The 23,500-nt window shown below is 59.5% G+C and carries 24 protein-coding genes and 3 pseudogenes; 15 read left to right on the top strand and 12 right to left on the bottom strand.

Going from position 1 to position 23,500, the window contains the following annotated elements:
• Positions 1–127 precede the first annotated feature (127 nt).
• Both V1288_RS23050 and V1288_RS23045 read left to right on the top strand, forming a co-directional pair.
• Positions 128–328 carry a hypothetical protein gene (locus tag V1288_RS23050; RefSeq protein ID WP_275187992.1) on the top strand — a complete coding sequence of 67 codons (201 nt, stop codon included), beginning with the start codon at positions 128–130 and terminating at the stop codon, positions 326–328.
• 45 nt (positions 329–373) lie between these two features.
• On the top strand, positions 374–583 hold the full coding sequence (locus tag V1288_RS23045; RefSeq protein ID WP_275187993.1) for a PRC-barrel domain-containing protein: 210 nt from the start codon (positions 374–376) through the stop codon (positions 581–583).
• Positions 584–878: 295 nt separating this feature from the next.
• Here the strand turns inward: V1288_RS23045 and V1288_RS23040 are convergent, their stop codons facing one another.
• From V1288_RS23040 to V1288_RS23015, 6 genes and pseudogenes are all read right to left on the bottom strand, one after another.
• On the bottom strand, positions 879–1,253 hold the full coding sequence (locus tag V1288_RS23040) for a hypothetical protein (RefSeq protein WP_334359221.1): 375 nt from the start codon (positions 1,251–1,253) through the stop codon (positions 879–881).
• Positions 1,254–1,288: 35 nt separating this feature from the next.
• Entirely contained in the window at positions 1,289–1,507 is a 219-nt protein-coding gene (locus tag V1288_RS23035; protein WP_334359220.1) for a hypothetical protein, read from the bottom strand.
• A 246-nt stretch (positions 1,508–1,753) separates the two neighbouring features.
• Positions 1,754–2,776 carry a HupE/UreJ family protein gene (locus V1288_RS23030; protein ID WP_334359219.1) on the bottom strand — a complete coding sequence of 341 codons (1,023 nt, stop codon included), beginning with the start codon at positions 2,774–2,776 and terminating at the stop codon, positions 1,754–1,756.
• Positions 2,773–3,636, bottom strand: a complete 864-nt coding sequence (locus V1288_RS23025; protein WP_334359218.1) for a peptidylprolyl isomerase — start codon at positions 3,634–3,636, stop codon at positions 2,773–2,775. Before V1288_RS23025 ends, V1288_RS23030 begins: the two co-directional genes overlap by 4 nt.
• Positions 3,633–5,579 carry a DUF3604 domain-containing protein gene (locus tag V1288_RS23020; RefSeq protein ID WP_442893977.1) on the bottom strand — a complete coding sequence of 649 codons (1,947 nt, stop codon included), beginning with the start codon at positions 5,577–5,579 and terminating at the stop codon, positions 3,633–3,635. The genes V1288_RS23025 and V1288_RS23020 overlap by 4 nt, the downstream gene beginning before the upstream one ends.
• Before the next feature lie 326 nt (positions 5,580–5,905).
• Positions 5,906–6,181 (bottom strand): annotated as a pseudogene (locus V1288_RS23015) (tail fiber domain-containing protein); the annotation flags it as partial.
• 477 nt (positions 6,182–6,658) lie between these two features.
• Between V1288_RS23015 and V1288_RS23010 the strand changes: the two are divergent.
• Positions 6,659–7,294: a tyrosine-type recombinase/integrase gene (locus V1288_RS23010; RefSeq protein WP_334359217.1), complete on the top strand. Its 636-nt coding sequence runs from the start codon at positions 6,659–6,661 to the stop codon at positions 7,292–7,294.
• A 167-nt stretch (positions 7,295–7,461) separates the two neighbouring features.
• Here the strand turns inward: V1288_RS23010 and V1288_RS23005 are convergent, their stop codons facing one another.
• Positions 7,462–8,082 (bottom strand): hypothetical protein, encoded by a 621-nt coding sequence (locus tag V1288_RS23005; protein ID WP_334359216.1) that lies wholly within the window; start codon positions 8,080–8,082, stop codon positions 7,462–7,464.
• Positions 8,083–8,407: 325 nt separating this feature from the next.
• Here V1288_RS23005 and V1288_RS23000 point away from each other — a divergent pair.
• Positions 8,408–9,185: pseudogene (locus tag V1288_RS23000) on the top strand (molybdopterin-dependent oxidoreductase).
• A 99-nt stretch (positions 9,186–9,284) separates the two neighbouring features.
• Here the strand turns inward: V1288_RS23000 and V1288_RS22995 are convergent.
• From V1288_RS22995 to V1288_RS22980, 4 genes are all read right to left on the bottom strand, one after another.
• Positions 9,285–9,671: a group I truncated hemoglobin gene (locus tag V1288_RS22995; protein WP_334359215.1), complete on the bottom strand. Its 387-nt coding sequence runs from the start codon at positions 9,669–9,671 to the stop codon at positions 9,285–9,287.
• A gap of 270 nt (positions 9,672–9,941) precedes the next feature.
• Positions 9,942–10,382, bottom strand: a complete 441-nt coding sequence (locus V1288_RS22990) for a GFA family protein (RefSeq protein WP_334359214.1) — start codon at positions 10,380–10,382, stop codon at positions 9,942–9,944.
• A 445-nt stretch (positions 10,383–10,827) separates the two neighbouring features.
• Complete coding sequence (locus V1288_RS22985) at positions 10,828–12,348, bottom strand: flavin-containing monooxygenase (RefSeq protein WP_334359213.1); 1,521 nt, start codon at positions 12,346–12,348, stop codon at positions 10,828–10,830.
• A 60-nt stretch (positions 12,349–12,408) separates the two neighbouring features.
• Positions 12,409–12,666, bottom strand: a complete 258-nt coding sequence (locus tag V1288_RS22980; protein WP_334359212.1) for a hypothetical protein — start codon at positions 12,664–12,666, stop codon at positions 12,409–12,411.
• Between the two features lie 329 nt (positions 12,667–12,995).
• Between V1288_RS22980 and V1288_RS22975 the strand changes: the two genes are divergently transcribed.
• From V1288_RS22975 to V1288_RS22925, 11 genes and pseudogenes are all read left to right on the top strand, one after another.
• The gene (locus tag V1288_RS22975; RefSeq protein WP_334359211.1) at positions 12,996–13,472 is read left to right on the top strand and encodes a hypothetical protein; all 477 of its coding nucleotides are present in this window, start codon (positions 12,996–12,998) and stop codon (positions 13,470–13,472) included.
• A 315-nt stretch (positions 13,473–13,787) separates the two neighbouring features.
• Entirely contained in the window at positions 13,788–14,474 is a 687-nt protein-coding gene (locus V1288_RS22970) for a hypothetical protein (protein ID WP_334359210.1), read from the top strand.
• An 81-nt stretch (positions 14,475–14,555) separates the two neighbouring features.
• Positions 14,556–14,804 carry a hypothetical protein gene (locus V1288_RS22965; RefSeq protein WP_334359209.1) on the top strand — a complete coding sequence of 83 codons (249 nt, stop codon included), beginning with the start codon at positions 14,556–14,558 and terminating at the stop codon, positions 14,802–14,804.
• A 94-nt stretch (positions 14,805–14,898) separates the two neighbouring features.
• A complete protein-coding gene (locus V1288_RS22960; protein WP_334359208.1) occupies positions 14,899–15,120 on the top strand; it encodes a hypothetical protein in 222 nt (73 codons plus the stop codon).
• Complete coding sequence (locus tag V1288_RS22955; protein WP_334359207.1) at positions 15,120–16,235, top strand: DNA polymerase III subunit beta; 1,116 nt, start codon at positions 15,120–15,122, stop codon at positions 16,233–16,235. The genes V1288_RS22960 and V1288_RS22955 overlap by 1 nt, the downstream gene beginning before the upstream one ends.
• A 49-nt stretch (positions 16,236–16,284) precedes the next feature.
• Positions 16,285–16,659, top strand: a complete 375-nt coding sequence (locus V1288_RS22950) for a hypothetical protein (protein ID WP_334359206.1) — start codon at positions 16,285–16,287, stop codon at positions 16,657–16,659.
• Between the two features lie 71 nt (positions 16,660–16,730).
• Positions 16,731–18,842, top strand: a complete 2,112-nt coding sequence (locus V1288_RS22945) for an AAA family ATPase (RefSeq protein WP_334359205.1) — start codon at positions 16,731–16,733, stop codon at positions 18,840–18,842.
• 56 nt (positions 18,843–18,898) lie between these two features.
• On the top strand, positions 18,899–19,096 hold the full coding sequence (locus tag V1288_RS22940) for a helix-turn-helix transcriptional regulator (RefSeq protein ID WP_334359204.1): 198 nt from the start codon (positions 18,899–18,901) through the stop codon (positions 19,094–19,096).
• Between the two features lie 898 nt (positions 19,097–19,994).
• Positions 19,995–20,336, top strand: a complete 342-nt coding sequence (locus tag V1288_RS22935; RefSeq protein WP_334359203.1) for an adenylate/guanylate cyclase domain-containing protein — start codon at positions 19,995–19,997, stop codon at positions 20,334–20,336.
• A 192-nt stretch (positions 20,337–20,528) separates the two neighbouring features.
• Positions 20,529–21,732 (top strand): annotated as a pseudogene (locus V1288_RS22930) (winged helix-turn-helix domain-containing tetratricopeptide repeat protein); the annotation flags it as partial.
• A 251-nt stretch (positions 21,733–21,983) separates the two neighbouring features.
• Positions 21,984–22,598, top strand: coding sequence for a response regulator transcription factor (locus V1288_RS22925; RefSeq protein WP_334359202.1), 615 nt, complete (start codon positions 21,984–21,986; stop codon positions 22,596–22,598).
• 99 nt (positions 22,599–22,697) lie between these two features.
• Here V1288_RS22925 and V1288_RS22920 read toward each other — a convergent pair whose 3' ends face one another.
• A complete protein-coding gene (locus tag V1288_RS22920; protein ID WP_334359201.1) occupies positions 22,698–23,186 on the bottom strand; it encodes a hypothetical protein in 489 nt (162 codons plus the stop codon).
• Positions 23,187–23,500: the final 314 nt, after the last annotated feature.

Raw genomic sequence — 23,500 nt, 5'->3', positions numbered from 1 at the left:
GCGGTCTCCGGTTCCGTTCAGAATTGCCAGCCGTGCTCGCAAGCGGGAAAGCTGCGGGAGGGGTAGGTGGTGGCGCAGGCGCTGGGTCGCCGATGCTGGCGCCTTCTTCCCCGAACGAGGCTTCGTTATGCGCAACCGTATTGACATAGACCCCAAACACAGCCGAGCGATCGTTCAAGAGATCGGTGAGAGGCTACGCGCGTTCCTAAAAGAAGAGCCGGAATTGCCGGGAAGCCTTAGAACGCAAATCGACCGGCTGCGCGAATTGGACGAGCAGTCACCATCAATCATTCCCAGTGCTGAGCGCTGGAACAAACTTCGGCGTTGAGCCGCTTTGGACAGCACAGACGGCTCGGCCGAACATGGACGAGCAATGCCGTCGGTGAAGCGCCGCGCGTCAAAGATTTTGAATGAGTACGGTGCGGCCCAATCCGAATTGATCGGCAAAGCCGTCGTGCTTACCGACGGAAAGGCAGGCAGGGTCGAGAACGTTTGGCTGGATGAATTGCACGGGCTTCGGATTTCCATCGAAGGTCATGATGGAAGGTGGCCAGTCTCAACCATTAAGCTTGCGGAGTCCTAGACCTCGCATCAGCTATGCGTTGCCCAGATCGAGCGCTCCTTTCAAAGCATTCCAATCAATCGGTCAGGAAAGTGGCGCTCATGATCGCGACCGTAAGGAACACGTCGCTCGCCGAGAGAGGGTTCATGAATGCCTCGCATCTTGCGAAGCCCCGGGAGTAAATCATTCAGGCTAGAAAATGTTTCCAAACGCAGACGACGCGAGATGCGAGCGGTGCCGCATCCGAGGCGGCCTAAGGCGAAGTCCGCGTAGGGTAAGTACCGGAAGTGCACGGGGTTTGTTGCTCGACGAGTTGTCATTTTGAGAGAGCTAAGGCGGCAGTGAGGGGAACCACTACAAGAGTGAGGCCAAACAGACCAAAAATAGATTTGCTCACCGCGCTCTTCCAGTCGCTAGTGACCCGTGCCAACCCCAGACCGGCAACAATGGATGAACAAACGGCAATGCCAATCGCCGGGCCGTGCGCATCGCGCGAAAGACCTAACGGCAGCGTTAGCCCGATGTAGATTACGAACGCCCCCATATAGATCGACCATTGCACCCAACAGAACGCGAGCGCTTCCTCCAACGACAATTTTCGACCGAAGAACCATTTTGGACGCAACACGATGAATGCGGACGCGCCCAGCACAGCAAAACAGCCCAACCAAGCAGTATCACTATACGTCATAGGGCAACCTACCTAATCCTTCGGGCGAGTGCCGCCTAAGCTGTGCGGTGAGACGGAAGGTGTCCCAACTTAATCTCTGATGGTGTCCCTTTAGTGGTGATCGTCTCGCGGCTTGCCGTAACGGCAAACCAGAGGCCGACCATAATGATCAGGGTGCGAGCGCCCGCGACGAGGTTCTTGTTAAGCTTGAAGAAGTAACCGGCGGCTTCGACCAAGGCAGCTGCCGCGAAGGCCAACGCGAAAGCGAGTGACATCGTAATCTCCAGTTGTTCCCGGCATTTGTGCTCGAAAGGTTCTAACGGTTCGTTTAATCGAACCGTCCAATTGCCCCTCGATTCGACGCATGTCCGTTCAGGGTCATTCGCGTCGGTTTGACCGGACCACGGCTACTTCCGGTCCGCCCGGTGAACCGACATTCTCAGGATAGACGGGCATGTCTCAAAGGTGCCAAAAACGGAAGTCGCCAGCCTCATTGCATGTCGACGCCCCGCCTACGGACTTCACACAAAAAAGGCAGAGGTCCTCTCGATCAGCCAAAAGGCCGCCACCGTGCCGATCGCGTACGCCGCGATCACGTCGAGCCGATTGGCTGTCCGCTGAATTAGGGCAGGTTCGAGGCGAAGCGCCGTTGCGGTGCGGAACAAACCGCCCGCCGTTAGGACCGCAGCCACGAAAGCCAACTGCCCAATCTCCACGCCGAGGTTGAAAAACAGCAGCGCAATGGGGATCGCATGTTGGGGTAATCCCACCTCTGCCAGGGCTCCGGCGAAGCCAAAACCGTGTAAAAGCCCAAAGCTGAAGGCAACCAGCCACGGCAGACGTGCGGTCAGACTTGGCTTTCCACCGCGTGCATTCAGGATCTCAACGGAAACCAGCATGATGCTCAGCGCTATGGTCGCTTCCACGGGCGGACCCGGCACGTTCACGAAACCTAGCGTCGCCGCGGCAAGCGTAATGCTGTGTGCAATGGTGAAGGCCGTCACAGTGATGGCAACGCGGCGCCAGTCTCGAACGAGGATCACCAACGCCAGCACGAACAGCAGGTGATCGAAGCCGAAAAGAATGTGTTCGACGCCAAGGCGCAGATAGGTCGCCGCCACTTCTCCCGCGCCGGGCACCGCTTGAATAATGAATGCCGTCTTCGTCGGGGAAAGCCGTTCGGTCTGTACTGCGCCGGCAAGGCTTTCGATCCGAACCAGTACATCCGTCGATGCGTCCGACAGGCCCTCAATCGATACCGCCTGCCCGGCGAGCCCCTCATCCCGCCGAATGGTACGGCGTTCGACATAGGCACCGTCGCTGAATGATGCCCGCGGCGGCGCTACATCTTGAGTGCCTTCGGGCAGTTTGACGTAGATCGCGAGCCGCAAGTCTTCCCCCCGCGCGGGAATCTTGAAAAGCAGATTATAGGCGTCAGGGCTGGTCTGGCGCACCTCAAGATAGCCCGGCCGAAGTTCATCCGAGAAGGCAAGTTGCGGCAGCAGCACCATCAGAACGGCAAAGAGAAAACGGAAGCGATTCATCGGCTGGCGGCCTCCGCCGCCTTTTCCCGAGGGGCCTCCACCACGATTTCGTAGCGTCCCCGAAGCGAAGAATAAAGCTTCTGTTCCGCCTCAAGGCGGCGGGCGTTCGCCCACTCGCGGCGGACGGCTGGTCGGACAGCATCGAGCGATGGCAACCCTCCGGAAACGCGTTCGCTGATAAAGATGAAATGCTGTCCAAAGCCCGAAGAAACCGGTCCCTGCCAACGGCCCGCCTCCATGGCCGCTATCCGCTTGGAGAAGTCTTCGCCAAATATGCTCGTTACCTTGCTTGGCGAGACGCCACGAAACTCCTCGCCAAGCAGGAACGGATCGCCAAGTAACGTCGCATCCACAGCCGCGTCGGCGCGAGCCAGGACGCTCGCAACCTGTTTGCTGTCGCTCTCGATGGTATTCGCCCGCCGCGTGGCGCTCAGAAAGACATGATGGAATGTAAGTTGACCTTCGGCTCGGAATAACTCCGGATTGGACGCGAGATAGGCTGCAAGCTGCTCATCATTCGGCTCCGGTACGGACATGTCCTCGGCGAGAAATTCCATCTTCTGCCGCACGCGACGGCGGATGACGGCGTCGTCGCGGTCCAGTCCGGCCGCCCTGCCCTCGCGGTAGAACACCTCGTCGCGGATGTAGTCCTCGATCAGGCCCTGCAGTTCCTGCTCGTTCGGCTGCCGCCGCCACGTCCGCGCAAATCCGTCGCCGAGGTTGGCGACCCGCGAGGCGGAAACCACGATTTTATCGGGCGCCTCCGCGCTTCGCTTGCCGGCGAGCCCGTAGAGCGCGAACAGCATGGCACCGAGCGCGAGGAACTGCAGTAACGGCTCTCTCAGCAGCCGAGCGATCAAGGCGTGTACCAGATCGGCGAGGTATAGGCCCGTTCGGTGGTCGTCATCGTGACTTCCGCCGGCATTTTGATGCCGAAATATTTCGCGTCGTAGGCCGTCCAGCGCGGCGTCGGAATTTCGATCACGCGGACATAGTAGAAGGCGCGCAAAGCGGGATCGAAGTCGGGATCTTTCCAGACTGTAATCATCTCGCCCGCGCCGATGGTGTTGGTCCATGTCGCATTTGCGACGTCAACCGTGCTGCCGACGGATGTCCTGCTGCGGCCGTCGGCGCCGATCGTGCGGCCGCCGGAAACCGCGACGTCGTAAACTCGCTCCTGCGTTTGGCCGTCCTTTCCGACCCAGCCCTTGATGACCTGGATGCGGTCCAGATTTGCACCGATCGAATCCTTCAAGGCGGCGACAAGGAAGGTGGGCGACTTTCCTTGTGGAGCGTTGTTCAGGTCTCCACCCATCGGTACGCCCTTGGTGTAGCCAACTCGCGCCGGCATGCGATTGTTGGCGTCGGCGGCCTCGAAATCCCAGCCGCCGAAGAAACGAACGACCATGCGCGGGCCGGTAGTCGCGTAAGTTTCGCGCCGCTTCATGGCGTCGAAAATCGCCTCACGGGTATTTTCGGTGGCCCATACCGCGGCGTAGCCGGACGCCGTCGTCTCCCAGCCCATGATGACGGCCTTGTCGGTCTTGACGAACGGATGCATCGCGCGATCGGCACTCGGTTCGGCAGAAGATGTCTTGCCGAAGAAATTATCTTCCTCGACTGCCGCAAGCCCGGTATGCGCATCGGTACTGCCGACCAGGCCGAACTTGTAGGGATTTACGCCGAGTTCGGCTTCCATCTTGAGCCCGTTCTTGTATGCCGAACGGACGTACTCGAATTCAAGCATCTCCGGTTTCTTCACTTCTGTCAGATCGAGGTTGCCCTTGTCCCAACGTTCAAAGTTTGCAAATTCATCGTTGGGCGAAAGAAATGGATGGGTCTCGCCATCGCCTTTGATTTGCGTGGCTTCGTAGAGCGGCTCCCAACGGGTGCGGTTCTCCGCATATTCGCGGTCGATCCGCTTGCCGTTGAACGACTCGATGATCGGAAACATCCGACCGTTGCTCAGATTGCCGTTGTGCGCGAGCGCAAGAATTTCGGCGCCGGTTTTTTCCTCGCACATCGCCATCCATTTCCAGAGATCGCGGGGATTTGGACTGCCGAGCGGCGGCAACGTGGTGAAGGGTTCGACGAGACTGGCCTTGGCGCCGTTGTCGCGCCAAATGATATTGCGATGAAGGTTGTTGCCGCCAGCGTTCGAGGTCCACTCATAGCCGATGAAAGCAGTGAAGCGACCCGGTTCATTGGCTTCTTCCGCCGCCTTGATCGTTTCGCGCCACGCGCTGCGATAGGCCGGCGTCCCCGGCGTGGGGAAGCCCTTGGGCATTTGCCCCTTGCCGAAGCTGGTGACGATATCAATGGCGGCCTCTGCGCCCTTGCCGGAATTGATCCCGTCGTACCACTTCCGGCCCTGCGGCGTAGCGAGCAGGCTGGCATCGCCGCCGATCAATTGCGGAAAAAAACCCATGCCGTCCGAATGATCCGTTACCACCATGAAATCCAGCGGGCGCGAAAGTTTCGCGCGTTGTCCGCTGGAAGCGATAACTTCCTCGCCCTTGGCAAAGCGATAAGCGTCCTTTGGGCCGAGCCGAGCGCCGAACGCGCCCGCGTCCATCGAGTAAGAGGTATGCGTGTGCGTGTCGCCGAAGTACGGCCGCGTCGGGAAATTACGGCCCGCATATGGCGAGTATGGAGGCTTGGTGGGGAAAGCCTTATCGGCTGCCTCCTTGTCGAGCGTGCCGATGTCCATGGTCGCATTTTGTGCGGCGACAGTCGTGGCAAACACGCTTGCGGCACAAACAGCAGCCAGCGCGGCTGCGGAGATGGAGGACAAACAGAACATCGTCAACGCTCCTATGATCTTAGTTCATAAACGCTCGGGGGCGCGGTGCCGCGAGCCCATTCAGCGCCTCTTTGGGCGCAAGCCTAGTTTGAAACAATCTTTGGACAACAATGGCGCACAGCCGCGCTTCTTTGCTCCTCAACATCTACCTCGGAGGCATTTTGGCAACTTGTTGCCGTGCGTATTGGGGCTCTTCGAAGCCAAGGCACTGAATCGTTGCGCGGCAGCCCGCTAAAGCGGGCGCCTTATGCGCTTGATCGGAGCTGCACATCGAAGATGCCGTGCCGCCACGGCAACGGATTCTTGCGTCCTTGCTTGTCCAAGCGTTACTGCTCAACGGGTGTGCCGGCCGGGATATGAGCGCCCGATGCCGCCCACTGGTCGTAGGTCTGGAACTTCAGACCGAGCTTGTCGTAGAAGACCCGCAGATAGCCGTCGCTGCCGCGCAATACCGCCGCGGGCATGACTGTCTGGACTTCCTGCGCCATCACGCCGACATAGGCCTTGTCGCTGCCGTTGTAACTGAAGCGGTAGAAGCCGAGGCCGTTATCGAGGTGGCCGAGAAGCGAGATGTCGTGCTTAAGCATCATGTCGGATCGCCGAACAACACGCCGAGTAGTACGACGGGCAACACCTCGGACGGATGCTACGCCGCCGGGTCGGACGACGGCGCCGGGTCGGGCGACGCAGCCGGCGCGGTAGACACCGGCGGCACAATAGACGACAGCATTTGCCTCAGGTGTCTCGACAGCCATGGTTGCGGAGAACGCGGTAATGCCGAGCGCGGCGAGTAGGAGTGAGCGCATCATTCTCTCCTTCGTTCTATTGTTGGCAGGGAAGCTTCTCCCAAAGAATAGCATCAGATTTTCGCCCGGCGAGCAACTGTCCTTCGGGGCAATACCTGCCGCAAAAGATTCGTTTCTCATTTGGCCGCGCACAGCAGCGACGACAGCTTTGGGTCATTCGCTACCGGTCCCTCGTCGCCGGGCCAGACGCGAAGTCCGTAGTGGCCCGAAAGCTGACCTAGTTCCAACGCCCTGGCTCATGCTTCTCGCCCTCTCTAACCGAGGAGTATGGCCATGCAAGATCACGAGAACGCGACCCTCGCATCCCATAAGCGAGTGCCCTGGAATAAGGGCAAGGTGACCGGAGCAAAGCCCCCGTTGCGCCCCAAACACGTTTGGTCGATCCGGACAAAACTCCAGATCGAAGGTCGTGCTCGGGACCTCGCCATGTTCAACTTGGCGATCGACAGCAAGCTGCGTGGCTGTGACGTCGTAGCGATCAAGGTCGAAGATATCGCCGCCAGCGGATACGCAGCGGATCGGGCAACGGTCCGACAGAAGAAAACTGGCCGGCCAGTCAGATTCGAGTTGAGCGAACAGACCCGCCAAGCAGTCGATGACTATTTGAAGGTTGCCAACAAAAGACCCGGAGAGTTCTTGTTCACTGGTCGTCGTGGTGCCGAACGCAGTATGACGACGCGGCAATATGCGCGCCTCGTCTCGGAATGGATAGGCAGCGTTGGACTAGACCCTAGGCTTTTCGGGACGCATTCGCTCCGACGCACGAAGGCTACCCTGATCTACCGTCGCACCGGCAATCTCAGGGCCGTCCAGCTTCTGCTTGGCCACACCAAGATCGAAAGCACCGTCAGATATCTCGGGATCGAAGTAGACGATGCTTTGGCAATAGCGGAACAAGTTGATGTCTGAAAGACCCGGGCAGAGCGGACATGCTCTGCCCGGCCTCCAACAGCCGGTTTGTGCCATAACCGGATGTACCAACTCTCGGCGCTACCGCCTGATCCGCATCCGCGTATTGCCGTCGCGGGCTTTACAAGAAAGAGCCACTCACTCGGAGCTACTCGCTCGTGCTGCAGTCACATTGGCGGCGTTAGTCCATCCCGACCGACGCGCCAGGCGCGCCCCTGCAACGTTCCATCAGGCTGCTTGGCCGCGATGATGAGGACTTTCGCGCCAGGCTTGAGATCGCTCTTGTCTCCCGGTACGTAAGCGACGATGGGTGCATCGGCGGGGACGAAGATTTTCTTCTCCCCGTCCTTATATTTCAACGTCAACGTGCGCCCATCAACAGCAGCAGCGATCTGTTCAACGTTCGCGTTCGTCATCGTGCTCTGTGGCCGAAGATCCCACGGATAGTGTCCCTCACCAGTTCCGCGCATGGCCTCTGGGAAAATGTGTACTTCGAGTGCGCTCAAGCTGCCGTCGGCCTTGGGCATCGCGGTAACGCCGACGAACGAGCCCTCCTTGATATCGGAAAGCGACGCCTTGACGATTCCGGCGATCTGCGGCTTTTCGGCAAGCGTCACTTTTAGTTCGGCTCCATCGCGTGTCTTAACCATGTAGGCAGCGCTATCAATGACACCTTCGATGGTGCCACGCACGCGTACCGGCGCAGTCTCCTGAGCCCATGCCAAGGGCGCCGCCAGAATAGCGCCAAAACCAATCATTCGCAGCGAATACGCTATCGTACGAGACATCGCTTCCTCCCTGACGATTTGGAGCACTGGTTTGGCAGCTGCCAGGATGACCCTCGACGACCCGGGTCAATTCCATCTCGCGCGCTAGGGATTTCGAGGAACTCCGCCGATCCCTGCGGCATTGATAGCTGCTAACACTAGATTACCACAGTTGCCCATGCGGGAACTAGGAAGCGCGGCTGACACAACTCTCGGCGGGCCGGGCTTTCGCAAAGGCGAAAGAGCCGGGTTCATCCGCTTGAAGTCCGGGTGCCCATTGGATTAACGCCGTAGCGATGCTTGCGGCGATGGGCTTTGGAATCTGCGGCCGCTTAGGAGACCAGAGATGTCTCGTTCGAGATCATCGGTTCCCAGGATCGACGCCGAACTGCTGGCCAAGGACGCTGCCAAACTCCTGCCCGAGCCGACCCGTCGCGCCTTCCTGCGGGCCGGCGCAGGCGTCGGCGCGCTCGCCTTTCTGACAGGATGCGACATCATCGATGGGCCGTCGGTTGAGAACGCGCTGCGCATCGTGTCTCGTTTCAATGATCGCGTGCAGGCGTGGCTATTCAACCCGAACCGACTTGCACCGACCTATCCAGAAACCGCGATCACGCGTCCTTTCCCGTTCAATGCGTATTATCGCGAGGAGAATGCACCCGATATTGACCAAGACGATTACAAACTCTTGATCGACGGTTTGGTCGACGACAAACGGCCATGGACGCTCGATCGGCTGTACGCGCTGCCCCAGGAGACGCAGATCACCCGCCCTTGTCTGCGTCGAGGGTTGGAGTGCGATTGGAAGATGGACGGGAACGCCGCTCCGCGAATTCCTCCGCCGGATTGGCGCCGACACGACGGCAAAGTATGTGCACTTCACCTGCGCCGAAGGCTATTCCAGCTCCATCGATATGGCCACGGCCCTGCATCCGCAGACGCAGCTGACCTTCAAGTACGATGGAGAGGTCCTGCCGCCGAAATACGGCTTTCCCATGCGCGTGCGCATTCCGACCAAGCTCGGCTTCAAAAATCCTAAGCACGTGATCGGGCTTGTCGTGCTCAATAATTACACCGGCGGCTACTGGGAAGATGAAGGCTACAATTGGTTTAGCGGCCTTTGAACCGGAGAGGCCGCCGCCTGTAACGTGTGAGCGAGCTTGCCCGAAAACCGATGTCGGAGATGGGTCAAATCCGGACTCTAAGCACGCTCGGCGGCGCCGTTAGACGACGATGTCAGTCCGTGTGCTCTCGACGATGGCCACGACCTCGGCCCGCTCGGCCACCGGGACCGCGAACTTGTCAAGCGTCTGCGCCACGTCGTCCATGAACGCGTCCCACTCGCCCGGCGTGATGCGCAGGTGCCGGTGCGAGCTCTCCATGTCCTTGCCGGTGTAGTTCTGCGGACCCCCGGCGGCCCAGCACAGCATCTCGGTAACCAGGTATTTGAAGCCTGCCGGCGGTACCTTGTGGTGCGCGTCGTCGACCAAGGGATTGGCATTGAGCCGCGGATCGGCCATCACGCGGTCGATGAGGTCGTCTACGACGGTCGCGATGCTGTAGACACCGCCGAGCCGCTCGTAAAGGTTGGGTGAATCTTGCGTGGCCATTGGCACCTCCTTCTGCTTCCACATTCAGCGAAAGTCGATGGTAATGGCGCGGTTCTGGTCGTCGTTGGCCTCCTCTTACGGTGACACACTTCGCCGAACGCCTCAAGGGAACCTTTGGCCTCTCTCGACGCTGACGGACCGATGTGCGGACAGCGATGTCGCCTTCGGGTCAATCGCGTCGTTTTGGTCGCGGCCGACTACTTCCGGTCTTCCTTTGGAAACGGACGTCGTCAGGGCCGGTCGCCATGTCTCAAAGGTGCCATAACCGGACTATCTGCCGCGATATCCGCCATGATGCAACATGAGCGCGTGGGCGAGCATGGTCGGCCGGGTGGGGGTGCCGTCGAGCTCGAGCGCGTGCTCCTTGTACAGGTTCACACCTGCCGGCAGAACCACGCCCCTTTGCGCTGAGCGCGTGAATATGTGGCGGCAGTTCTCCTGGCCGCGATCGAACCAATTGGGATCGTCGAACGTGCCGCCGCATAATCCCAGGATGTCGGGAAAGCGCTCCAGGTCGAGACAGATGGTGGTCGCGCATCTGCCGCAGAAATTCACCGTAACGCGCTTGCCACTGGTATCGGACTGATGGTCATAGGTTCGCAATGGGGTCCCGTGGAATATCACGTCCTCTCGTCTGAAGATCGGTTCGACAAGATATGCCGACCCCGTCAATCGCTGGCAGAACGTGCAATGGCAAATGGTGACGCGCAACGGCTCCGCCGTCGTTCGATCTCAGCTGGATCGATCTTCCTGTGCTGGACGCAGACGGACGGCCGAAGCACAATCGTGGGATTGCTCCTGTGCCCCGTATTTACTTCCTTGGCCTGCCGTGGCTATCGCGCATGAATTCCTCCTTCCTGTCGGGTGTCGCAGATGACGCCGCGCGCCTCGCCGACTACATCGAGCGCGCGGCGAACCAAGAATCAATAGTGACCAGTATAGAGTTTCAATGATCGCTGGCTTAATGGGATTTCACGAGCGCTGGACCGGGTGCTGATGGAGCCCGCTCTCGATGACCCACCAAACGCCAACTTTGGGTCAGGAGCGGCGGTCAAGGCAGGCGCGGATCATTATCCGGTCTACCGCAGACAGCCGACGTGATAACGGCTCACGCGTTGTTCGGCTCGGGGCCAGAAGCGCAAATGGGCAGCTTTATTCAATCCCTTCGTCGACTTGCGCGACTATCGTCCCAATCACCCGCCACGATCGCCCGATAGTCGCTCGGCTGATAGGGCACGAACAGTTCCTTCAGCGGTGCAAAGATCCCACGCTTGCGAAGGGGATCGGCGCCGAAGTCACGGAGAAGCTCATCGTGGTAGTACAGCATGTGCAATTGAAGTCGCGCGCCACGGGCGGCGCTGAAAGGCATCCACCCTCGCTTCCAGACCTTCAATTGCGCGATCTCCGCCAACATGGCTTCCCGGTCAGGAAGGCCAAACCGCCCCGCGATCAGCTCGGCCAACCAGCGCGCTTGTACGCAATAGGTAAGAATGCTGAGAAAGGTTGACGTGCGACCGATGAAAACCAGGTTCGGCAGGTCGGGATGCAGCATGTGACGGTACAGGTAGAAGCCGTCCTCGTCCGCACCCAGGATTTCCCGTGCTTCGTTAGAAAGAAAACTGTAATCGCTGTTCCAGCCGGTGCCGAGGACCACGCAGTTAACCCTGAGCGTGTCGCCATCCCGCAGAGTGATGCCATCGCGGGTGAAGGCAGCGATCTCCGTGCGGTGCGCCGCAATACGGCCCTGGCGGATCAGCCTGTACAACTCGGGACGGGGCAGCATAGTGGATTCGCCAAAGCAGTCTACTTCCACGGGCTTTGATGGCACCAGGTTCTTACCATTCGCGATCCTGGTCCCGAGACCGCACTGGATAAAGAGGAGGCATTCCACGAGCCGCCAAAAACTCCACACGAGTGGCTTACCTAGGCTATGCACCCAACGTACCACCGGTGTCGGACGCACGTAGGGCGGAATCAGTGCACCGGTCAATCGGCTCAGCATGCCCCATTTGAAAGGCAGGATTCCGGCGAGGTTGGGCGGCACCGGCCAGTGCGTTTCACGAAAAACAATGTGAGCCTCGTCGGCCACTGCCGCCGCTTCCAAAGCTGCATCCGTGGCGCTCTTGCCGTAACCGAGCACGGCCACGCGCTTGCGTTCGAGCGGTGCGCGGGTCTTCACCTGCGAGATATGCAGGACCTCGCCCTCGAATTCCTCCTGACCGGGGATATCGGGCAAGTTGGGAATATTGGAATAGAGGCCGGTCGCAATCACGACGAGGTCGAAGTCTTCCCGATGCAGCCCGCTGCCCTCCTCTATGGAGACGGTCCAGCCCGCCGCACCGTCTGATCGCGGCGTCAGCGCCATCACCCGTGCCCCGAGGCGAATGTGCGAGCGGATCTGGAATTGGTCGGCATAGTCCTCTAGGTACTTTTGGAAGATGGAGCCCGATGTGAAGTTTGGAGTGCCCTTGGGCAGCGGCCAGTCCGGGAACTGGTAGAGCTCCTTTTGGACCTGAACACCAAAGTTCGAATAACCGTCCGCCCAGACGCCGCCCAGCCGTTCGGCGCGTTCGAGGATTGTGCAGTCGAGCCCTTCAGCCTGGAGGATCTTCGCGGTGGCGAGTCCAGCAACTCCCGCCCCGATTATTCCAACGTGCTGTACGTTGTTCAGGTTCACTTGCCAGTGTCCCACTCCTAGCTCGGTGTCGCTGACGAGCAGAGCCGGCCGTGAATCGGTCTAACGCGCCATGCGCCGCCCTGAGACCAATCGAGCAATCAGGTAGGCGATCGAACCAAGGACCCAGAGGGCAAGGACGTAGGCCCCAAAGAGAGTCCAGAGGGCGAAGGCCCAAAAACCATAATAGAGTCCCATGGCTCTGCCGCCTGTAGTACCGCTTGCCAAAGCGCACGCTGCCTGCTGTCGGTAAAGGTAGATGCCGTGCAGCATCCCGAAGATGGCACCAAAAGCGCTTCCAAGCCAAAGGAAGTTGGCCATGCCAGGTCCCTATGCTCAGGCCGTCTACAGTCGACGCCGAAAGACTAGTCCGATCTTCTCGACGAGTCCATCCGACTGCCGGAGCGCGCAGAGGTTTCGACCGTCTTGGTCGGCGACTTCTGCTCCGGGTCATTCGCGTCGATTTTGGCATGGGCGCGGCATGTCCGGTCAGCCGCCAATCTCGGAAATGGTGACGTCCAACTGATGGCCTCGGGTCCTTCTCCCGGCAGAGGGCCTGGCGCGGTGCCGCCGCTCCCGGATCTTAAAAATATTTGGCATTTCGAAATCGCAGGTTTACTTTACTGTTGCGGTTGATTGAAGCCATGACAATGAGCGCTAATGCCACAGCCAGCACAGCCGAAATCTGCCAGCTAACTGGCTTCACCAAACAGTATCTTCACGCGCTGGAGCAAGACGGCATCGTCTCGCGCATCGGCCGGGACCAATGGCCACTCGCACCCACGATCAGATCAGTAATTACCCATCTGCGATCGGAGAACAGGCGTGGCCAACGCGGGGTGGCTGATGCCCGGCTAGCGGACATGAAGACGCAAGCTCTCGCGGTTCGTTTGCAGCGCGAGACCAATGACCTGGTACCTTATAGCCAGGTTCAGGAGGCATTGGATCTCATTCTAGGGACGCTTGTCACCGGCTTGATGAGCGTGCCAGCCCGTTGCACGCGAGATGTCGGCCTACGCCGCATCATCGAAACTGAAATCGATGCCGCGCGCCTGGCCGCCTGCGCCGAGTACAGAAGGCATGCGGACTCCCTGCGAAAGACTGGCAAGGCTGCGGGCCTGAGCTAATCCGAATGTGCCAGACCGTGAAGACCGGCGACCCAGCAGGCGCATTCGTTACGCCTCTGGCGAATCGGCATGACGATGTCGCGTGTTCCATCTTGGGCCGCAACCGCGCTATTGCGCCATTGGTGCGCCGTTGGGGGAAAGGTTAATGGCGCGGCGTTGCGCCATTACCTTTTCCCTTAGGCGCACCAATAACAACGGCGCAGACTTGGTGCGCCGTTGTTGCGCCATTAAGATCGGGTCAATGGCGCCCGGCCGGTCGAGGTGCTCGCAACACCTCGAACCGGCCCAACCGCAACCAATCAGGACTTGGCTGCCGTGGCTGATAGTAAGCATAACACAGACGAGTGGATTTCGCTGTGCGAGGCCCGCGCGCTCGTCATGAACATCTATCTTGCGCCACTGTTTTCCGGACACTGGCTTCTAGAGAGATTGCGAACCAAACAGATTAGGTGGCGCTATTGGGGACGCAGAGTCGTTGGACTGTCATCCCCTCAAAGCACGGATGATGGTCCAATAACCGGCGATCCGGCATTCTGGCAGCACGCTCGGATCGAGGTCTTTTGGGATGAAAGCTGGGCGAGGCTCGTCGTCAAGTGGGAGTACGGCGCCGATATCGTTACTAAGCTCCGCCACAAATGGTGGCGAGGCGTCGAAATCTTCAGAATCGAACTGCTGCATGCGGATGTCGAGGCGCTGTTGCCTAAGGATGCCCGGCCAAGATCATCTCCGGTCCGGCAGCTGTCCTTGTCTGACGAGGGGAAGCCTGAGCCGGAATCTACGGCCGTGCAGAACACCGCGACCTGGGTCGCAGACGAAGCTCGCCAACTGAAAGCCGCTGGCAAAATTCCCGCTGACATAATTAGAGCGCGCTTCGCAAAGCTGCTGGCGGATCAGATGAACAAGGCTGCCCGCGCCAAGCGACTTCCACCTAACCTTCGACCCGTGACTTCAGGGTACATCAAGCTGTCTGATTGGGGCGTCTGGCCGATCGACAAGATCTAGCATCCGGACACATGTTCGGACACTTTTTAAAGCGCTTTTTTATGCATTTCACATCCGCATTTTTCTGTGGCTCGCTTCCGCATGCTTAAGCGCCATGAGCGCCTTCATGCGGAGAGCAGAGAATGCGGCCTTCTGAAAATGAAAACTCTGCGGTTCAAGATCGACCGTCTTCTTGAGCTTGAGCGCATCGCGCCGCTGAGCGAAGCGGCGCGACTGGCTGGTATTTCTGAAGACAGCCTGAAGCGCAACCACAAGAACAAAATCATCAGTCTCGGCCCCCGGCGGCTCGGTATGAGAGTCCGAGACGCACTGTTTCTCGGCAGCGACTGATCAATACGCGCAAAGGCGCGCCTGCCATCACTCAGGCGCGCCTTTGCAAACCAACCCGGCGCGACCAACGCCGGACTAACGAGAGGAACGTAGTATGCGATCAAATACGCCTGGAAATCTGAAAGTCAATAAACCGCGCGAGCTGTCGGCATATGCCACGGGCGGCAAGGTGTTTGTGGCCGATGGCCAGTTCTGTCCCGACCCGACCTGCAACCGTCCGGTGCGCTGCTACGACGCCGAAGTCATCGACAACGGGCTGCAGATTATCTGTGCCGGCTGTGGCCTCACCTTGTTCGCCTATCACCGGTATCGGTGATGCAGATCAAGCTGCAAGCTTGCGTCCTCGCCGGCGCCCTGGCACTCACCGGCGCGATCGCGCGCGGTGGCAAGAACGCGTCACCGGCCGCGCATATCGTGGTCGGGGACAGTGTCGAAATCAGGTCCACCGATAAGTCCCTTGGCACGATTACGGCCACGATCGACGCGGTGGTCGATGAGCCCGGCGAAACCGCGGTTAGCGCAGATCGTCTCGCTTCGCTTGCCGCCAGTTTTGCGGCCGGTGCCCAGGTTGCGCTCAATACGACATCGGGCGGCATGCGGATCTTTTGCGGGAATAGCCGCTGCCGCTTGAACGTGATTCCGATCGCCGATCTGCCGCCGCCGATCGCGATCGATGGGATGGTCTCGGTGATCGAGATCAGTGCCGCAGATTGCCTTCGGCTGATGGAGCCGATCGCGGCTGCCGGCCATGAGGATACGCGCTACTATCTGAACGCGATCTTCCTGCACAGCATCGCCGCCCGCCTCGTCGGGGTCGCGACTGACGGCCTCCGGCTGATCAGAACCGACATTGCGGCCGGCGAGTTTTCGATCGATCGCACCTGCATCGTGCCAGCGCGGACTTCAATTGCGCTGCGCAAGATCCTGATGCAGACGAAGCCAAGCCGCGTGGTGATCCGGCGTTCCAAGAGCCTGATCGAATTCAGCACACGGGAATTCAGGTTCGTCTCGCGGTTGATCGATGGTGGCACCGGGTATCCGGGCTATGAGGCAGTGGTTCCGCAGCCCGCGCCGAATTGGCTGATATGCAATCGTCGAGAGCTGCTCTCGGCGCTGGCGCGGTTGACTGCCGTGAGCACCGCCGACCGGGCCCAGGCTGCCCTATCCTGGGGCGACAATGCCGGACGTCTCAACGTTTTCTTGGCGCGTCAACCGGCTGACGGCCTGGACCTGGTCAACGCCGAAACGCATGGCGCCGCGAAGGTCGCGGTGCCGATCGGGCAGATCATGGCCATGCTCGACGAATTCGCCGGCGCCAACATCCACATCGAAACCGCAGGTGAGCAGCCCGTCGTCTTTCGTGACGGCGACAAGCTCGCGCTGATCGTCCGGGCAAAATGGAATTTCAACAGTGAGGAGGCCGCCGCCTAGCAACCAACAATCCCCAACCCACCATGAAGACAAGAAAGGAGCAGGACAAATGGATATGCGTAAATACGCGGGTGAACAATTCATCAAGACTGATGATGTCCGCGAGGGGCCACTGACTGCGCGGATCGCATTCGTCAAAGAAGGTAAGTACGACAAACCGGACATGATCCTGGAGACCGGCGAGACCCTATCGCTGAACGCAACCAATACCCGAACTCTGGTGCGAGCCTACGGGCCGAACAGCAATGATTGGGCAGGCAAGGACATCGAGCTGGACCTAGGCCAAGTCCAATTTCAAGGGAAGCTGCAGGACTCGGTGATCGTTAAGCCGGTCTCGCCGCCGATCCCGTCGGCGCAGATGACGGCGCCTATGAAGGCCGCCGACAAGAACGGCGATATGGACGACGACATTCCTTTTAACTGATGGGGGCGAGTGCGCGAGCGGCCGCCGCACGGGGTGGCGGCGGTCCTCCCGACCCGATTTTTGGTAAGGCCATGACAAGTGCTTTCGAGGCATGGATCGAAAAAGCCCGCGCCGTACCAATCGAGAAGGTGATCGAACAGCGCGGGATCAAACTGGGCGGCGGCGTTGACCGGTGTGGACCGTGTCCGGTTTGCGGTGGCACCGACCGCTTTTCCATCAATGTCAAAAAGCAGGTCTTCAATTGCCGTGGCTGCAATCTCGGCGGAGACGTCATCAAATTAACTGAACATCTCGACCAAATCGATTTCATACGCGCGTGCGAGACCTTAGTCGGAGAGCCGCCACCGAAGACAACTGTCTATGCTGAGATCACGAACATAAAGCCAGCGACATCAAGGCTCCGATCAGCAAACGGCCACAACACTGTCACCGCCCGAAAGACAGTGCCGCCGTCGGCCAAGCAGGCAGAGCCGGAGTCGCGCGTGGTGGCAACCTATGCCTACAGGAACGCGGACGGCGAGGTGCTCTACGAAGTGGTGCGGCGTGAGCCGAAGAGTTTCCAGCAACGCCGACCGCTTCCGGGCGGCGGCTACAGCTACTCTCTCGGCGACGTGCAGCCCGTGCTTTACCGGCTACCTGAGCTGAACCAGTTTCCGAGCGGCACGATTTGGGTCACCGAAGGTGAAAAGGACGCGGACCGTCTTGCTTCCCTCGATCTCCTCGCGACAACGATCTCCGGCTCGACGAAATGGACGGCGGAGCTAGCCGAACCGCTGCGCGGCCGCGATATTGTCGTTTTGATCGACAATGACGAGGCAGGATTCGCCAAGGCCGACAAGGCCGGGCAGGCCCTTTCCGGCGTTGCGAAAAGCGTCCGCCTGCTTCTGTTGCCCGGCCTCCCCCCTAGGGGCGATGTGTCGGATTGGCTAAATGCCGGTCATAGAAAGGAAGAGCTAGAACAAGCCGCTCTGGATGCGCGGCTATGGAAGCCGCGAGAGGAGAAGATCGCTGAGCAAGCGGCGGCCGAAGCCGAGGAGCCGCTAGGTGAGTGGGACGCCGGTTTGGATGACGTACCAGTCCCGCCACGAGGTTGGTTGCTCGGCAATTCCTTCTGCCGGGGCTACATCTCATCGGTCATCGCAGAGGGTGGAGTCGGCAAAAGCGCATTGCGGCTGGCGCAACTCATGTCTCTCGCTGTCGGCCGCCCGCTAACAGGTGAGCACGTCTTTATGCGCTGCCGAGCACTGCTCCTTTCACTGGAAGACGATAAGGATGAAGTGCGTCGCCGGCTGCGCGCAGCCTGTCTGCACCACGGTATCGAACCTAGCGAGCTACAAGACTGGCTGTTTCTTGCTGCGCCCGGCATGTCCGGTGGCAAGCTCATGCTGATCGACGCCCATGGCCGGTCAGTCAAGGGAAAGCTGGCCTCCAAGCTCGCGCGCGTGATCGAAGAACGCAAGATCGATATTGTCTCGGTTGATCCTTTCGTGAAGTGCCACAACGTGCCGGAAAATGACAATGGCGCGATTGATCAGGTGGTGCAGGTGCTCGTCGAGCTCGCCGCGCAATACAATGTCGCCGTCGACGTACCGCACCATGCCGCGAAGGGTCCGGCTGATCCCGGCAATGCCAATCGGGGCCGTGGCGCATCCGCGATGAAGGACGCCGGCCGTCTGGTCTATACGTTGACGCCGATGAGTCTCGACGAAGCGAAGGTGTTCGGGCTGGACGAGCTGGAACGCCGCAGATTGGTCCGGCTCGACAGCGCCAAGGTCAACATCACGCCGCCATGGCATGAGGCCAAATGGTTCCGGCTGGTCGGCGTCAACATCGGCAATCAGACCGATCTCTATCCCAGCGGCGATCAGGTTCAGACAGTTGAGAGATGGACGCCGCCGAACATTTTCACCGATCTCAACACCCTCACCATCAACCAAATCCTGACCGAGATCGATGCCGGTTTGCCGGACGGTAACCGCTACACTGATGCACCCAATGCTGTCGAACGAGCCGCCTGGCCCGTGATCGCAAAGCACTGTGAGGGGAAGAGCGAGCCAATGTGCCGAAGGATTATAAAGCTCTGGCTGGATTCCGGGCTGCTTACTAAGCAGGACTATGAGAACCCAATAACCCGCAAGTCCGTCAACGGGCTCTGGGTCGACAATGCAAAGAGGCCGACATGAGGCGACAGGAAGCCGAAACGGAAGACACTGCCCCGGATAAATCCGGACCACGACGCATGCTGAGCGAAAAGCAGGTCTTGGAGATCGTCCCGGTCGGCCGCACCACGCTGTACCGGATGGAGAAGGCAGGCCGGTTTCCGAGATCGACTTACATCAGCCCAAACAGGCGGGTCTGGTTCGAGGATGAGATCGTTGCTTGGCAGAACGTCGTCGACGAATTCGATCCGCGCCGAGGGCGGGGCCGCCAACGCTAACACTAAGCGCGCCCTCGGTACGCCGTGGCTAGGCGACATAGATGCTAAGGCCCGCGCATGTCGCGCGAAAACAGAACCATCAACCATAGCGCCGGTTTAGGATGCGCCTCACCCTGTGGGCGCATCAGTTTCGACGCATCCAGACTGAAAGGATTTAGCTTATTAGGTCTGGACCGCTGCTACATTTTTGATCGTTGCTACACTATTAAAGGGATGATCCGCCACGCGCGGTGAGCATCCTTTCCCATACCCATTTGCATACGAACTAGATTGTAACTGCGCACGCCCATCTATCGGTCGTGAGGGCTCAAATCATGACGAAGCACTTTTCGAGGCGCATCATGACCGATGTGCTCATAGTCCTAGTATCCGTGGTGATGATCACGATTGCGGCGACATCCTTGGGCGAGCCGATTCGGTCGGGCATCGCTGCTTCTATCCCGGGTCCATTCCATCTTGCGATGGAAAGGAGACTCGCAGCCGCTGAACCGAGCACTCCGAAGCTTGCCCACGCGCAGCCGAGATGCAGGCTTCGTTCTGCTCCTCTGCAATGGAACGTAGACTGGCTTTTCCGGCCGCCTCTAGCTCCCGGCTGACGAATTCGATCCGAACCGAGGACGCGGCAAAGGGCGTAGCCATTCTTGCTTCGGACTGACAAAGCGCATCATGTCCGCTTTCGAGGGTAACCCGGGCATCGAGTGGTGTTGAGGCTGGATTCCGCTTTTGGACCCATATCGGACCTCCCGAGTTGACGCACGCTCATTGCCGCTGTGCCGGAGGCCCGGCACTCACTTGAGGCAATCGGGCCTCCTACAATTACCGGTCACAGGTCCGCAACAAAGTGCTAGGCTCCTCTCTGTCCCAGCGGCGTGGGTTGGTTGGCCGTTCGGAGGGCGCTGTGACCGAGCAGCGGGTTCATAGACGATTAGCGGCAATCTTGGCTGCCGACGTGGTCGGCTACTCCGCGTTGATGCAGCGTGCTGAGGAAGCCCGGCTCAAGCGAGAATTGATCGAGCCTAGTCTCTCCCGCCACGAAGGGCGACTTATCAAGACGACGGGTGATGGGGCGCTCGCCGAGTTCGCGAGTCCGTTGGCGGCCATGAGATGCGCGGTTGAGATTCAGGATTCTCTCGCCTTAGGCGGCAGTCCCCTGATGTTGCGCGTAGGGCTCAACCTCGGTGACGTTATCGTTGGCCAGGACGGAGACCTCTATGGCGACGGTATCAATATTGCTGTCTGACTGGAGGGGCCGCCGATCCAGGCGGCATCCTGATTTCCGAAAAGGTGTACAGCGAGGTCGAGGGTAAGCTGGACGTTGACTTCGAGCACCGAGGCGAACAGCAGCTCAAGAACATATCCAAGCCGCTCCGCGCTTTTGCTGTACGCGCGGGAGCGCACGGCGCGCTGATCGAGAAGCTAAGTGCGCTCCCGCCTCCCGGACAAGCCGTCCATGGCGGTCCTGCCGTTTCAGAACATGAGCGGCGATCCCGAGCAGGAATACTTCGCGGACGGAATGGTCGATGACATCATCACGGCGCTGTCTCATTTCAAGGCGCTGTTCGTCATCGCCCGCAACTCGAGCTTCACCTACAAGGGGCGCGCCGTCGACGTGAAGCAGGTCGGACGCGAGCTCGGGGTGCGCTACGTGTTGGAAGGTAGCGTTCGCAAAGCGGCAAATCGAGTGCGCATCACGGGACAGCTCGTCGATACCGCCACCGGGGCACATCTTTGGGCAGACCGGTTTGATGGCGGGCTCGGCGACGTCTTCGATCTGCAGGACCGGGTGACTGAAAGCGTTGTCGGGGCGATCGCGCCAGCGGTGGAAAAAGCCGAGATCGAGCGTGCCAAGCGCAAGCCGACCGAGAGCCTCGACGCCTATGCCCTCTATTTGCGCGGTTTGGCCAGGTTTTATCAGTTTGCTGGCCGGCAAGTGAACGACGAGGCTTTGCGCCTGTTCAACAGCGCGATCGAGATCGACCCGGATTTTGCCTCCGCCTACGCTCGCGCCGCCGCTTGCTACGCCTATGCCAGGGGCAATGGCTGGATTTCAGTCACACCGAGCGAGATTGCCGAAGTGACGAGGCTCGCTCAGCGGGCGGTTGAGTTGGGCAAAGATGATGCGATGGCGCTCGCCGCCAGCGGGTGGGCGTTAGCGTTTGTTGTTCGCGATCTGGAGGCAGGGGCCGGCTTAATCGATCGCGCGCTTGTGCTCAATTCCAATTTGGCCGAGGCATGGTTTTACGGCGGCTGGGTAAAAAACTACCTCGGCGAGCCGGAACCGGCGATCGAGCGCTTCGCGCGTGCCATGCGCCTGAGCCCACTTGATCCGCGGGCGTCAGCCGCGCGGGCTGGGACCGCGCATGCACATTTCTTCCTGGGCCGCTATGACGAAGCGGCATCGTGGGCGGCGATGGCATTGCAGGACAGTCCGGACTATCAACCTGGATTACGGATCGCCGCCGCAAGCAATGCAATGGCCGGACGCCCGGAGCAAGCACATCAGGCCGTGGCTCGGCTGCGGCAAGCCAATCCCGCTGCGTGTTTCCACTCTAAAAGACGTAGTGGGCCCTTATCGGCGTGCCGAAGATCTCTCGCGATTCGAAGAAGGATTGCGGCAAGCCGGGCTGCCCGAGTGACCATCGCAGCCAGGTGCTCCCGTAGCGACGAGGTGGACGAATAGAATCCATTTTTTCCGCGGTGCATGAGTCCGTTCATGACCCATATCGGAAGTCGCCTCGTCCGATGAACCGCCATGGCGGTGCACTAACCGGCCGCCATCTTACGTGCGCTGTTCACGAAATTGTGCAAACCGCTTAAGCAAAAAGTTAGGGCGGCGCGGCGCAAATTTGCAGAATTACCAATTTCAAACGCGTGCGACTGGATGTGCGTGACGAAGAAATTTACAGTCTATCTTGTCGATGACGATCCCGCCGTGCTCAAGGCGCTGTCACGATTGCTCCGCGCTAGGGGCTATGATGTGAAGCCTTATTCTTCGCCGCATATTTTCCTCGAAGAGCATGATGTGGCGGTGCCTGGCTGTGTCGTTCTGGATGTTTCGATGCCAGGTCTTGACGGTTTCGAGCTTCAAAGCGCGCTGGCCTTGGTCGGCTCTCAGCGCCCCGTCGTGTTCATCACCGGAAAAGGAGACATTCCCACGAGCGTGCGTGCCATGAAAACTGGGGCAATCGATTTTCTGACCAAGCCTGTGAGGGACGAGGATATGTTCGCTGCCTTATCGCGTGCCGAGGACGAGGATGCCAAGTCGCGTAGATTTCAATCCGACCTGACATCGCTGCGGGCGAAAATCGGGACCCTGACGCCGCGCGAGCGCGAAGTTCTAGCGCATGTCATCGCGGGACGCATGAACAAGCAGATTGCCGGCGACTTGGGCACCGTCGAGAAGACGATCAAGGTTCACCGCAGCCGAATGATGCAGAAACTGGGCGTTCGCGCCGTAGCCGATCTCGTTCGGATGGTCGGGAAACTCAATCTTACGAAGTAGGGAGACCTACCTATTGGCCCAAGGGCCAACTCGACCGACCGTCCGTGCGACCGCAATAATCTTTTATGGTGGAAGCTCGCCCTCGGCCAGGCGGCTGCATCAGCGTGCAGTGAGGGCCGGGCTCTCAATTCTCTGTGTGTAAACCTCAACCTTGAATATCAGGTCGCACTCGGACTGGACGCCCTGTCGAATATAGAACCTTATTTCCATGCCGGTCGTCAGATTGCCCATGAGTTTGTCAAATTGAGCGGGGTGTAGATACAGAAACCCCCGGCGCAACTCAAATTCCTTGACCCCCGTCTTGAACAGAATGCCGATGACGTCGTCATTGTTTGTTATTTCGTTCATCACATCCGGCCATGGCCTTTCGTTCTGATCCGCTTCGCGCTTTGCTTGCGATGCCGACATGCCATGGATTGCTAGCGATATCTGGAATTTTGATGGTTCTGCGTCGGAAAGGCGTAACAAGGACGCGTTACCCGAAATTTCTGCAACGCCGTGAGCGTCGGGATCGTCGCCCGTGGCAACGTAACTGACATAGCCTTCCGTCACGGCGACGTCGATAGTACCGGTCCATCCCTCGACCATGCCAATACTGCCTATCGTCGTTGATGTGACAAACGAGGTTCGACATTCATTGCCGTTTCGGCATTTGTCAATTGACCCACATCAAGGCCGCCACCGCCGCGACCTACGGCTCACCGACAAGGTGGTCGAGGTCGGCCCAGAACTCGACCCGGACGCTTCATAATTTTGGAGACACTGTCAGCGCTCCACCCAGAGCCTCCCGTCGCATGCGTTAGCCGCGCCGACGACGCGATCCAATGAGGGGCGCAGTTTGCAGCGGTGCATGAGTCCGGAGTTGGCACCTTTGAGAAATGACGACCGATCATTACGACATC

Origin of the sequence: Bradyrhizobium sp. AZCC 2176 (assembly GCF_036924645.1) — a bacterium.
Classification (GTDB): domain Bacteria; phylum Pseudomonadota; class Alphaproteobacteria; order Rhizobiales; family Xanthobacteraceae; genus Bradyrhizobium.
The sequence above is the reverse complement of the archived record's forward strand: the minus strand, read 5'-3'. Positions and strand labels throughout refer to the sequence as shown.